The 12,094-nt window shown below is 69.3% G+C and carries 10 protein-coding genes; 5 read left to right on the top strand and 5 right to left on the bottom strand.

The genetic code is table 11. From position 1 onward, the window contains the following. Window positions 1–184 precede the first annotated feature (184 nt). From HF999_RS11460 to HF999_RS11450, 3 genes are all read left to right on the top strand, one after another. Window positions 185–1,216: a TRM11 family SAM-dependent methyltransferase gene (locus HF999_RS11460; protein WP_168546009.1), complete on the top strand. Its 1,032-nt coding sequence runs from the start codon at window positions 185–187 to the stop codon at window positions 1,214–1,216. Window positions 1,217–1,282: 66 nt separating this feature from the next. Further along, window positions 1,283–3,445, top strand: a complete 2,163-nt coding sequence (uvrB, locus tag HF999_RS11455) for an excinuclease ABC subunit UvrB (protein ID WP_168546008.1) — start codon at window positions 1,283–1,285, stop codon at window positions 3,443–3,445. A gap of 154 nt (window positions 3,446–3,599) precedes the next feature. Further along, window positions 3,600–4,043, top strand: a complete 444-nt coding sequence (locus HF999_RS11450; RefSeq protein WP_168546007.1) for a universal stress protein — start codon at window positions 3,600–3,602, stop codon at window positions 4,041–4,043. Between the two features lie 15 nt (window positions 4,044–4,058). Here HF999_RS11450 and HF999_RS11445 read toward each other — a convergent pair whose 3' ends face one another. After that, the gene (locus HF999_RS11445) at window positions 4,059–6,389 is read right to left on the bottom strand and encodes a HelD family protein (RefSeq protein WP_168546006.1); all 2,331 of its coding nucleotides are present in this window, start codon (window positions 6,387–6,389) and stop codon (window positions 4,059–4,061) included. Window positions 6,390–6,466: 77 nt separating this feature from the next. Next, entirely contained in the window at window positions 6,467–6,961 is a 495-nt protein-coding gene (locus HF999_RS11440) for a MarR family winged helix-turn-helix transcriptional regulator (RefSeq protein WP_168546005.1), read from the bottom strand. 48 nt (window positions 6,962–7,009) lie between these two features. On the opposite strand from HF999_RS11440, the gene HF999_RS11435 reads away from it, so the two are divergent. Further along, window positions 7,010–7,186, top strand: a complete 177-nt coding sequence (locus HF999_RS11435; protein WP_168546004.1) for a hypothetical protein — start codon at window positions 7,010–7,012, stop codon at window positions 7,184–7,186. 29 nt (window positions 7,187–7,215) lie between these two features. Here the strand turns inward: HF999_RS11435 and HF999_RS11430 are convergent, their stop codons facing one another. From HF999_RS11430 to HF999_RS11420, 3 genes are read right to left on the bottom strand one after another with little or no spacing between them, the layout of a single operon-like run. Continuing rightward, on the bottom strand, window positions 7,216–7,479 hold the full coding sequence (locus HF999_RS11430) for a hypothetical protein (RefSeq protein WP_168546003.1): 264 nt from the start codon (window positions 7,477–7,479) through the stop codon (window positions 7,216–7,218). Further along, window positions 7,469–8,512, bottom strand: a complete 1,044-nt coding sequence (locus HF999_RS11425) for an FAD-dependent monooxygenase (RefSeq protein ID WP_168546002.1) — start codon at window positions 8,510–8,512, stop codon at window positions 7,469–7,471. The genes HF999_RS11430 and HF999_RS11425 overlap by 11 nt, the downstream gene beginning before the upstream one ends. 16 nt (window positions 8,513–8,528) lie before the next feature. Continuing rightward, window positions 8,529–9,185 (bottom strand): MBL fold metallo-hydrolase, encoded by a 657-nt coding sequence (locus HF999_RS11420; protein ID WP_168546001.1) that lies wholly within the window; start codon window positions 9,183–9,185, stop codon window positions 8,529–8,531. 49 nt (window positions 9,186–9,234) lie between these two features. Between HF999_RS11420 and uvrA the strand changes: the two genes are divergently transcribed. Continuing rightward, entirely contained in the window at window positions 9,235–12,093 is a 2,859-nt protein-coding gene (uvrA, locus tag HF999_RS11415) for an excinuclease ABC subunit UvrA (protein WP_168546000.1), read from the top strand. Window position 12,094 lies beyond the last annotated feature (1 nt).

Here is a 12,094-nt window from a genome sequence, read left to right as displayed (position 1 = left end):
ATCCCGTCCTGGCCCGCGGCCCGTTCCCGCGCGGCGTCGAGTAGTGCGGGTACCGCGTCCTCCGCGGCGTCGAGCACCGTCAGATCCAGCCAACCGGACCCGAGGGTGCCGATCGCGGCGGCACCGTCGACGCTGATCTCGAACGTTTCTTCCGCCTGCATGGTCCCACGATACGATGCCCGCCGTGCCTCGCTACGCCCTTCTCCCCGCCCCCGCCGCCAACCGCGTCTACGCCGAGGCGGCGGCCGCCATGGTGCGCGCCGAGCTGACCGTTCTCAGTCGCGCCGCGCTGGCGGGGCGGATCGGCACGGTCGACACCGAGACCCTGGCAGGGGTCGAGTACCTCGCCTTCGAGGCCGACGAGCTGACTGAACAGGACCGGGGCTTCCTCGGGCTGACCTCGGCGTTCTACGCCCTGTTCGAGGTCGACGGGGACCGGCTGCGCCCGGTCGCAGTGCCCTCGCCCGACAGGTATCCGTCGGACCTACTGACCATCCTCAAGTACCAGGGCAAGACCAACGAGCAGTTCACGCGGCTCGTACTCAACGTGACCGCGGCGTCGACCTCCAGGCCCGAAGCGGTGCTCGACGGGTCGCTGCACGTCCTCGACCCCGTGTGCGGCCGCGGCACCACGCTGAGCCAGGCCGTGATGTACGGGCTGCCGGTGACCGGCGTGGACATCGACACCAAGGACTTCGAGCTCTACACCTCGTTCTTCACCACCTGGCTCAAGGACCACCGGTTCAAGCACGCCGCCTCGACCACCCCGGTGCGCCGCGAGAAGTCGGTGATCGCCAAGAAGTACGAGGTGGACTTCGCGGCCGACAAGGCCGACTACCTGGCCGGGCACAAGCAGCACCTGACCTTCTACGCGGCCGATACGCTGCTGACCTCCCAACTGGTGAAGCCGGGCACCGTCGACGTGGTGATCGGCGACCTTCCGTACGGCGTGCAGCACGGCAGTCGCGGGCCCCGTGGTCTCGTGCGGAACCCGCTCGAACTGCTGGAAGCCGCGCTGCCGGGGTGGGCGAGCCGGCTGCGGACGGGCGGCGCGATGGGCCTGGCCTGGAACACCCGGGTCGCGCCGCGGGACCGGGTGGTCGAGCTGCTGGCGTCCGCGGGCCTGACGGTGCTGGAGGGGCCCGGGTACGACGACCTGCGGCACCGGGTGGACCGGGTGATCACGAGGGATGTGATCGTCGCCCGTCGTGACTGAGCGGCCGTGACGGACGGGCGCACGGCTCGCGGCGAAGTTGTCAGTGGCTCGGCCTACGCTTGAAGCATGGCATTCGCGGCGGAACAACCGGTGGTGGCGCACTCCGAGCATCGGCCGATCGGGGAGATCGAGCGGGCGTCGGCGGAGTTCACCGTCGTCAGCGAGTACGAGCCGGCAGGGGATCAGCCCACGGCCATCGCGGACCTCGAACGGCGGCTGAACGCGGGGGAGCGGGACGTGGTGCTGCTGGGCGCCACGGGAACGGGCAAGTCGGCCACTACCGCGTGGCTGATCGAGAAGGTGCAGCGGCCCACGCTGATCATGGCGCCCAACAAGACCTTGGCCGCGCAGCTCGCGAACGAGCTGCGGGCGATGCTGCCGAACAACGCGGTCGAGTACTTCGTCTCGTACTACGACTACTACCAGCCGGAGGCGTACATCGCGCAGTCCGATACGTACATCGAGAAGGACTCCTCGATCAACGACGACGTGGAGCGGTTGCGGCATTCGGCCACGTCGTCTCTGCTGTCCCGGCGTGACGTGGTGGTGGTCGCATCGGTCTCGTGCATCTACGGCCTCGGCACCCCGCAGAGCTACCTGGACCGCTCGGTGCAGCTCGAGGTGGGCATGGAAGTGGATCGGGACGCGCTGTTGCGGCTGCTGGTGGACGTGCAGTACAGCCGCAACGACACCGCCTTCACGCGCGGTTCGTTCCGGGTCCGGGGCGACACGGTCGAGATCATCCCGTCGTACGAGGAGCTCGCGATCCGGATCGAGTTCTTCGGGGACGAGATCGAGGCGCTGTACTACCTGCACCCCCTCACCGGGGACATCGTGCGCGAGGTCGAGAACCTGCGCATCTTCCCCGCGACGCACTACGTCGCGGGTCCCGAGCGGATGGCCCGTGCGATCGAGGGCATCGAGGCGGAGCTCGAGGAGCGGCTCGCGGAGTTCGAGCGGCAGGGCAAGCTGCTCGAGGCGCAGCGGCTGCGCATGCGCACCCAGTACGACGTGGAGATGATGCGCCAGGTCGGGTTCTGCTCCGGTATCGAGAACTACAGCCGCCACATCGACGGGCGCGAGGCGGGCTCGGCACCGGCCACCCTGATCGACTACTTCCCGGAGGACTTCCTCCTGGTGATCGACGAGTCGCATGTCACGGTCCCGCAGATCGGCGCCATGTTCGAGGGCGACGCATCGCGCAAGCGCAATCTCGTGGACTTCGGCTTCCGGTTGCCCTCCGCCGTCGACAACCGGCCGCTCACCTGGGACGAGTTCGAAGGTCGTATCGGGCAGACGGTCTACCTCTCGGCCACGCCGGGCCAGTACGAGCTCGGGCAGACGGGCGGGCAGTTCGTCGAGCAGGTGATCCGTCCCACCGGGCTGGTCGATCCGGAGGTGGTGATCAAGCCGACCAGGGGCCAGATCGACGATCTTATCCACGAGATCCGCGAGCGCACCGAGAAGGACGAGCGGGTCCTGGTGACCACGCTGACCAAGAAGATGGCGGAGGATCTCACCGACTACCTGTTGGACGCGGGTATCCGGGTCCGGTACCTGCACAGCGACATCGACACGCTGCGCCGGGTGGAGCTGCTGCGCCAGCTGCGGCTCGGTGAGTACGACGTCCTGGTGGGCATCAACCTGCTCCGCGAGGGCCTCGACCTGCCCGAGGTGTCCCTCGTGGCGATTCTCGATGCCGACAAGGAGGGCTTCCTGCGCTCCACCACCTCGCTCATCCAGACGATCGGTCGCGCGGCCCGCAATGTCTCGGGCGAGGTGCACATGTACGCCGACAAGGTGACCGACTCGATGCGGGTGGCCATCGAGGAGACGGACCGCCGCCGCGAGAAGCAGATCGCGTACAACACGAAGATGGGCGTGGATCCGAAGCCGCTGCGCAAGAAGATCGCCGACATCCTCGACCAGGTGTACACCGAGGCGGAGGACACCGAGCAGGCCATCGGCGGGTCCGGCCGCAATGCCACCCGCGGGCGGCGCGCTCAGGGTGAGCTGCGGTCGGTGTCGGCGGTGAGCGCCGGGATGTACGAGGGCGAGGACGTGAAATCGATGCCGCGCGCCGAGCTCGCGGACCTGATCTCCGAACTCACCGAGCAGATGATGAACGCCGCGCGGGAGCTGCAGTTCGAGCTGGCGGGGCGCATTCGGGACGAGATCGCGGATCTGAAGAAGGAACTGCGCGGGATGGACGCGGCAGGTTTGCAATGACCTGCGAATCCGGTTACATCGGTCGCTTCGATGTGTTCCCTGCCGCAAACTGCCTGTTCCCGGGCCGGATGGGGCTATTGTGTCGGAGAAGTATGCCAGGACATTCCAACCTGGCGGATGTCCGCTAGAGCAATCTAGAGAAAGAGGAGACTCGATGAGTGGCTACAGCACGATCGTCGTCGGTACCGACGGTTCGGAGTCGTCGCTGCGCGCGGTGGAGCGCGCCGCTGCGCTGTCCGCCGGCGCGAAGCTGGTGATCGCCTGCGCATTCCTGCCGAGCGAGGGGGTCGACCCGGCCGCCGCCGACGCCCTGGGTGCCGACGCGTACCAGCTGCAGGGTGCGAACCCCGTCAACGACATGCTGCGCACCGCCGAGGGGCGCGCGCTCAAGGCCGGCGCCGAGAACGTCGAGAAGCGGGCCATCAAGGGCCAGCCGGTCGACGCGCTGCTCGACCTGGTGAAGTCCCTGCCCGAGCCGGCCCTGCTGGTCGTGGGCAACAAGGGCATGAACTCCCTCACCGGGCGTCTGCTGGGCTCGGTGCCCTCGGACGCCGCCCGCAAGACCTCCGTGGACATCCTCATCGTCCACACCACGTAACAACCCGCTGGGGGTTCAGTCCTCCAGAGCGCGCAGCACGCGCGGCAGCGACCCGGACGTGACCACGGTCAGCGTCTGGGTCGCTCGTGTCAGTGCCACGTACAGATCCCGCAGCCCGCGGTCGAACTCGATATCGGCGGGCTCGCCCACGATCAGCCCCGGCTCCACCACGATCACGTGGTCGAACTCGAGGCCCTTCGCGTCCCGGACCCCCATCACGCGGACGTTCGGCCCCGTCAGCCGGCGCAGGGGCGCCACCAGGCTCGACGGTGCCAGGACCGCGGTGAGTCGGTCGGGATCGTCCGGCAGTTCCGCCCGCACCGCGTGGACGAGCGCCTGTCGGTCGGCGGCACCGTCGACCCTGACCAGGCGCGGCGGTTGCGCGCCGGACCGCACCGAGGTGGGCGGGGCCAGCGTGGGGTCGATCTCGGCCAGCACGTCGGCGGCGAGATCCATGATCTCCTTCGGCGTGCGGTAGTTCACCGTCAGCTCGGCGACCTTGAACCGGCCGGGTACGTACGGGTCGAGCGCCTCGTTCCAGCTGGTCGTCCCGGCGGCGTCGCCGGTCTGCGCGGTGTCGCCGACGAGCGTCATCCACCGGTTCGGGCTGCGCCGCATCAGCATTCGCCAGGCCATCGCCGAGAGTTCCTGCGCCTCGTCGACGATGATGTGCCCGAAGGTCCAGGTGCGGTCGTCCCGGGCCCGATCGGCGGTGGTGTTGAACTCGCGCACCGTCTGTCGCTGTGCGAGCTGCTCGGCGTCGATGAGGTCGTAGGCCATGAGGATCTCGGCGTCGAACTCGTCGTCCAGGTCCTGTGGCGCGGAGCCGGTGAGGATGTCGAGTGCCTCCTGGGCCTCTTCGAGGCGCTGCCTCCACTGCCGCTCGGCCTCGTCCGCGTCGGCGTCGTCGTCGCCGAGGAACTCGGCGATCTCGTCGAGCAACGGGGCATCGCCGGGGGAGAAGGCGGGTTTGCCGTCGGCCCCCGTCACCGGGTCCCGACGGAGCTCGGCGCGCTCGGCGTCGGTCAGGTCCGGCGCGGCCTCGGCCAGGCGGTCCTCGTCGCGGAGGAGCTCCGTCAGCACGCGCTGCGGCGTCAGCGCGGGCCACAGCGCGTCGAGCGCGCCGAGCACCTCGCGGTCCTGTGCCAGCTCGTCGCGGATGTCGGAGATGTCGGTGCGGGAGAGCAACATCGTGTTGTCGACGACCGACGAGCCGATCGTGGCCGCGTGCTGCGCGGCCAGCGCGTCGAGCGCGGACTGCCGGAAGATCGCGCGGGCGGTGTTGTGCGGGCGCCGGGAGCTGCGCGCCCGGCCGCGGGCCCGGGTCGCGAGCTTCTTGTCGAGCGTCAGCGGGTACCCGTCGAACTTCAGGACGATCGGCGCGTCGGGCACCGTCTGCCAGCCGCGCACCGCCTGCTTGCAGACCTCGACCATGTCCGTCGAACCCTTGAGTCGGGCCGCGGCCGCGGTGTCCTCGAGGACGGCGATCACGCCCGGGTACAGGTCTCCGATGGTGCTAAGCAGCACGCCCGTCTCGCCGAGGCTCGGCAGCACCTGGCTGATGTAGGTGAGGAAGGTCTCGTTGGGGCCGACGATGAGAACGCCGGTGCGCGAGAGATTCTGGCGGTAGGTGTACAGCAGGTAGGCGGCCCGGTGCAGCGCGACCGCGGTCTTGCCCGTGCCGGGCCCGCCCTGGACCACGAGGACGCCGCGATGCTCGGAGCGGATGATCGCGTCCTGCTCGCGCTGGATGGTCTCGACGATGTCGGCCATGTGTCCCGTGCGGGCCCGGTTGAGCGCCTCGACCAGCGCGGACTCTCCGGCGACGTTCGAGCCCAGGCCGTTCTCGGCACCGTCGGGCCCGGTTTCGAGCGGCTCGCCCGTGAGCGTGAGCCGCTCCGCGACCACGCCCGTCAGATCCCGGCCCCGGGTGCGCACGTGCCTCCGGACGGCGACGCCCTCGGGCTGGGCGGGGGTGGCGAGGTAGAACGGGCGCGCGAGCGGCGCGCGCCAGTCCAGCAGCAGGGTGCTCAGGTCCTCGTCGCCGTCGAGGACACCGATGCGCCCGATGCGTCGGATGGCGTCGACGGATCCGTCCTGGTCGGCCATGTCCAAGCGGCCGAAGTACAGGTTCTGCTCGGCGGCGTCGTACTTGGCGATGTCGTCGGTGTAGAGCTGGTGGTACGAGTCCCGTTCGGAGATCTCCTGCGGGTTCTCGCCCACCTCCTGCAGGTTGTCGCTGCGGCGCCGGCTCGCGGTGTCGCGCATGGCGTCGATCCGGGCGTACACGCGATCGAGGTGGGCCTGCTCCTCGGCGAGCAGAGGATCGACGGCGTCGGTGGTCACGGCACTCCTCGTGGGCGGCTGCGATGAATCAGACCGTCCATTGTCCACGATCCGCGGCGGTCGTGGGGCGAGCGCCCTCACCGACCGGGTCGGGGCCGCCTGCCCAGCGCCTGCAGGTGTGCGGCGGAGGTCGTGTGCCGGGCCACGCTGAGGCCGAGGAACTCCGCGATCGCGGCGAGCTGCGCGTCGTCGAACCGGGCGAGGGCCGCGTGCGCTTCGGCGACGCGATCTCCGAAGAGCTCGGTGATGATCTCGACGCACTGCGGTGTCGGTGTGACCAGGACCCGCCGGCCGTGAGTGGGGTCCGGCACGCGCCGCACGTACCCCGCCGCGACGAGGCGGTCCGTCATCGTCGTCACGGATCCGGGTGTCAGGTTCATCAACCGCGCCAGCTGCCGGACCGGCTGGGGGCCGTGGCGGAAGACGATGTCGAGGCACCGCAGGTCCGTGCGGCCGATGCCCAGGTGATCGGCGAGCGCCTGATCGTCCGCATCGATCGACGCCTGCAGGTCGGCCATCGTGCGGCCGATCGATCGTTCGCGTTCGGCGCGGTCGGTCTCGACAGGAGGCATTCCTCCAGCGTAGTGTTTGACTATCAAACACTCAAGAGGAGGATGACCATGACGGCACCTGACGAACGGCCCTCGGCGACGAACACGGCACTCGGCGGCATGGTCGCGTGGATCAGCGGCAAGGATTCGACGAAGCGCGGACGCTCCCCGCTCGACGGTGCGGTGGGGGAGCTGGTCTCGTGGCTCACCGGCAAGGGCGGCAAGAAGGGCGGATCCCGCGAGTAGCGCGCGGGATCACGCCGGGCACGCCGAGGTCAGCGACGGACGATGGACTTGACCATCAGGTAGCCGAGCACGACCAGGTAGATGATCATCAGGATCCCGACGATGCGGGCGGTCCCGCTGTCCCCGTCCAGGAAGAGGTATCCGAGGCCGGGCACCCCGACGAAGACCGGAAGGAACATGATCGCCGCGGCGCGCCGGGTCCGCCGGTTGTCCGGCGGAGGGGGCTCCGCGTCCCCGCTCCGGAGTCGTTCGCGCGCGCTCGCGGGCTCGACGGGGTCCTCGTCATCGAACATCGGGTATCGCCTCTTCGTAGTCCGGGAGATCGATGCCGTTGATCGCGCGCTCGATGACGGCCGGGTCCCAGTCCGCGGCCGCGAGCTCGCCGGCGAGGACGTACGCGCCGAGCAGCGCGAGACTGGTCCCCTGACCCGACATCGGCGAGGAGCAGAACGCGGCATCGCCGAGCAGTGCCACGCGCCCGGTCGACCAGCGGTCCATCACGACCTGCGCGACCTCGTCGAGGTAGAAGTCGTCGGCGGCGTCGAGGTGTTCGAGGATGCGCGGCGTGAGCCAGCCCATGCCCTCCATCCGCTCGCGGAGCAGGCCCTTCTGCGCTGCGAGGTCACGACGGTCGGTGCCGGGCTCGGGCGAGGCGAACGAGAACAGGGCCATCCCGAGAGTCGCGTCGCGGATCGGGCGCAGGCCGGCGGTCCGGTCGGGCGTGATGCAGTCGATGAGCCAGCGGTCGAGACCGAATTCGTTGGGCACCGTGAAGAAGGCCACGGTGTGCCCGAGGCGACGAATGTGCTCCTCGTGCGGCCCGAAGGCCAGCGCACGGAGGGACGAGTGCAGGCCGTCCGCACCGATCACCAGGTCGAACCGATCGACGGCGCGGTGCTCGAAGGTGACGTCGACGCCGTCGCCGTCCTGTTCCAGTGCGGTGATCCGGTCGCCGAAGACGTATTCGACCCGGGCGTGGGTGGCGTCGTGGAGGACCCGGGACAGGTCTCCGCGGAGGATCTCGATGTCGGCGATGAAGCCGTCACCACCGTCGTCCTCGGCGCTGAAGGATTGGACGACGGTGCCGTCCTCGTCCACGATGCGCGCGCCCGCGGTCTCCGTGCGCGCGGCGCGTACGGCCTCGTCGAGTCCCATCCGGCGGATCACCTCACGGGCCACTCCGCGCGCGTCGACGGCCTGGCCGCCCGGGCGGAGGGCGGGAGCCCGCTCCACGACGGTGACCTGGGCGCCGTACCGCGCGAGCCAGTGCGCGAGTGCGGGTCCGGCGATACTCGCCCCGGCGATCAACACCGTGGGGCCGGTCATGGGTCTCCTCCCCGGGTCACCAGCCGCGTTCGCGCCACTCCGTCAGGTGCGGGCGCTCGACGCCGAGGGTGGTGCCCTTGCCGTGACCGGGATGGACGACGGTGTCGTCGCCGAACCGGTCGAAGAGCTTGTCGGTCACGTCGGAGATCAGGCGCTCGAAGTCCGCCGGGGAGCCGGTCTTGCCCACTCCTCCGGGGAACAGGCTGTCGCCGGTGAAGAGGTGGACCGGCGCACCGTCGAACTCGGGGCGCAGGGCCAGCGCGATCGACCCGGGCGTGTGCCCGACCAGCTCGATCACGTCGAAGACGAGGTCGCCGATCGTGAGTACCTCGCCATCGGAGAGGGTGCGGTCGGTGGGGGCGTCGATGCCCTCCGCGTCGTTGACGCCGGCGGCGGCCGGCACGCCGAGACCCTCCCGGACCTCCTTGAGCGCGTACCAGTGGTCGAGGTGGCGATGCGTGGTGACGATGAGCTCGACGCCGCCCGTCTCCCGCGCGAACTCGAGGATCCGCTCGGCGTCGTTGGCCGCGTCGATCAGCAGCGTGCGGCCGGCGGAATCACTCACCAGGTACACGTTGTTGTCCATACCGCCGACGGAGATCTGGTTGATCGTGGTGGTCACGGGCTTACGGTACCGCGCGGCGGAGAACTTGTCGGTGGGCTTCTCTAGCATTGATCCGGGTCCCGTCTGTGGGCCTGCAAGCTCGGACGGAAGGAAAACGGTGGCTGATCGCCTGATCGTGCGTGGAGCGCGCGAACACAACCTGCGGGGTGTCGATGTGGACCTCCCGCGCGACAGCCTGATCGTGTTCACCGGTCTGTCGGGCTCGGGAAAGTCCAGCCTTGCGTTCGACACGATCTTCGCCGAGGGACAGCGCCGCTACGTGGAGTCCTTGTCGGCGTACGCGCGGCAGTTCCTCGGCCAGATGGACAAGCCCGATGTCGACTTCATCGAGGGGCTCTCGCCCGCGGTGTCGATCGACCAGAAGTCGACGAACCGTAACCCGCGGTCCACCGTCGGCACCATCACCGAGGTGTACGACTACCTGCGCCTGCTCTACGCGCGCGCGGGCACTCCCCACTGTCCGGAGTGCGGTTCGGTGATCGCGCGGCAGACGCCGCAGCAGATCGTGGACCAGGTCCTGGACATGGAACAGGGCACCCGGTTCCAGGTGCTGGCACCCGTCGTCCGCACCCGTAAGGGCGAGTTCGTGGACCTGTTCAACCAACTGCAGACGCAGGGCTACTCGCGCGCCCGGATCGACGGGGTGGTGTACCAGCTCTCGGAGCCGCCGAAGCTCAAGAAGCAGGAGAAGCACGACATCGAGGTCGTGGTCGACCGGCTCGCGGTGAAGTCGTCCGCCAAGCAACGCCTCACCGACTCGATCGAGACGGCCCTGCGGCTGGCCGACGGCATCGTCGTCCTCGATTTCGTGGACCGCGAGGAGAACGACGCGGAGCGGGAGCGGCGCTTCTCCGAGAAGATGGCCTGCCCCAACGGCCATCCGATCGCCGTCGACGATCTCGAGCCCCGATCGTTCTCGTTCAACTCGCCGTTCGGTGCCTGCCCGGAGTGCGACGGCCTCGGCGTCCGCAAGGAGGTGGACCCGGAGCTCGTCGTCCCGGACCCGCTGCTGTCGCTGGCCGACGGTGCCATCGCCCCCTGGTCGTCGGGGCAGAGCGCGGAGTACTTCCTGCGCCTGCTCTCCGGCCTGGCCGACGCGATGGGCTTCGACCTCGACACCCCGTGGAAGGACCTGCCGGCGAAGGCGCGCAAGGCCGTCATCGAGGGGTCCGAGCACCAGGTCCACGTGAAGTACCGCAACCGGTACGGCCGCACCCGCTCGTACTACGCCGAGTTCGAGGGCGTCATGCCCTTCCTGCACCGCCGCCTCGAGTCCACGGAGTCGGAGCAGATGAAGGAGCGGTACGAGGGCTACATGCGCGACGTGCCGTGTCCGGCGTGCTCCGGCGCGCGGCTGCGGCCCGAGATCCTCGCAGTCACGCTCGATCACCCGCGGTTCGGCGAGAAGTCGATCGCCGAGGTCTCCGCGATGTCCGTGGGGGAGTGCTCGGACTACCTGTCCGATCTCAAGCTCGGCGCGCGCGAGGCCGCGATCGCCGGCCGTGTGCTCAAGGAGGTGCAGGCCCGCATCGCGTTCCTGCTGGACGTGGGCCTGGAGTACCTCTCGCTCTCCCGCGCTGCCGGCTCGCTGTCCGGCGGTGAGGCGCAGCGCATCCGCCTCGCGACGCAGATCGGCTCCGGCCTCGCGGGCGTGCTCTACGTGCTCGACGAGCCGTCCATCGGCCTGCACCAGCGCGATAACCGCCGTCTCATCGACACCCTCGTGCGCCTGCGGGACCTGGGCAACACGCTCATCGTCGTCGAGCACGACGAGGACACGATCCGCATGGCCGACTGGGTGGTGGACATCGGCCCGTACGCGGGCGAGCACGGCGGCAACGTGGTGCACAGCGGCACGTACAAGGCGCTGCTCAAGAACAAGGACTCGCTGACCGGCGCCTACCTGTCCGGGCGGCGTGCGCTGCCCGTGCCCGCGGTGCGGCGCCCGATCGACAAGAAGCGTCAGCTCAAGGTCGTCGGCGCCCGCGAGCACAACCTGCAGAACATCGACGTGGCGTTCCCGCTGGGTGTGCTGACGGCGGTCACGGGTGTCTCGGGCTCGGGCAAGTCCACGCTGGTCAACGACATCCTCTCGACGGTGCTCGCCAACAAGCTCAACGGCGCGCGCCAGGTCCCGGGCCGGCACAGCCGGGTCACGGGGCTCGACGATCTCGACAAGCTCGTGCAGGTCGACCAGTCTCCGATCGGCCGCACCCCGCGCTCCAATCCGGCCACCTACACCGGCGTCTTCGACAAGATCCGCACGCTGTTCGCGGCCACGACCGAGGCGAAGGTGCGCGGCTACCAGCCCGGGCGCTTCTCGTTCAACGTCAAGGGCGGCCGGTGCGAGGCGTGCTCGGGCGACGGCACCATCAAGATCGAGATGAACTTCCTCCCGGACGTCTACGTGCCGTGCGAGGTGTGTCACGGCGCGCGATACAACCGCGAGACGCTCGAGGTGCACTACAAGGGCAAGAACATCGCCGAGGTGCTGGACATGCCGATCGAGGAGGCCGCGGAGTTCTTCGAGGCGGTCACCTCGATCCACCGCTACCTCAAGACCCTGGTCGAGGTCGGCCTCGGCTACGTGCGGCTGGGCCAGCCCGCCACCACGCTGTCCGGCGGCGAGGCGCAGCGCGTCAAGTTGGCCGCGGAGCTGCAGAAGCGGTCGAACGGGCGCACGGTCTACATCCTCGACGAGCCCACCACGGGCCTGCACTTCGAGGACATCGCGAAGCTGCTGCAGGTGATCGACGGGCTGGTCGACAAGGGGAACTCGGTGATCGTCATCGAGCACAACCTGGACGTCATCAAGACCGCAGACTGGATCGTCGATATGGGGCCGGAGGGCGGCAGCGGGGGCGGCACCGTCATCGCGGAGGGGACGCCGGAGGACGTGGCTGCGGTGCCCGAGTCGTATACCGGGAAGTTCCTCGCGGAGGTCCTGCAGGGCTGAT

It is taken from the genome of Tsukamurella spumae, from assembly GCF_012396015.1.
In the GTDB taxonomy this organism is placed as follows: domain Bacteria; phylum Actinomycetota; class Actinomycetes; order Mycobacteriales; family Mycobacteriaceae; genus Tsukamurella; species Tsukamurella spumae.
This window is presented reverse-complemented; position numbering and strand designations above follow the sequence as displayed.

Bases quoted from the DNA above. Each gene is read 5' to 3' on its own strand.
- uvrB (WP_168546008.1), top strand. From the start codon at position 1,283: ATGGCATTCGCGGCGGAACAACCGGTGGTGGCGCACTCCGAGCATCGG.
- HF999_RS11450 (WP_168546007.1), top strand. From the start codon at position 3,600: ATGAGTGGCTACAGCACGATCGTCGTCGGTACCGACGGTTCGGAGTCG.
- HF999_RS11440 (WP_168546005.1), bottom strand. From the start codon at position 6,961: ATGCCTCCTGTCGAGACCGACCGCGCCGAACGCGAACGATCGATCGGC.
- HF999_RS11435 (WP_168546004.1), top strand. From the start codon at position 7,010: ATGACGGCACCTGACGAACGGCCCTCGGCGACGAACACGGCACTCGGC.
- HF999_RS11430 (WP_168546003.1), bottom strand. From the start codon at position 7,479: ATGTTCGATGACGAGGACCCCGTCGAGCCCGCGAGCGCGCGCGAACGA.
- HF999_RS11425 (WP_168546002.1), bottom strand. From the start codon at position 8,512: ATGACCGGCCCCACGGTGTTGATCGCCGGGGCGAGTATCGCCGGACCC.
- HF999_RS11420 (WP_168546001.1), bottom strand. From the start codon at position 9,185: ATGCTAGAGAAGCCCACCGACAAGTTCTCCGCCGCGCGGTACCGTAAG.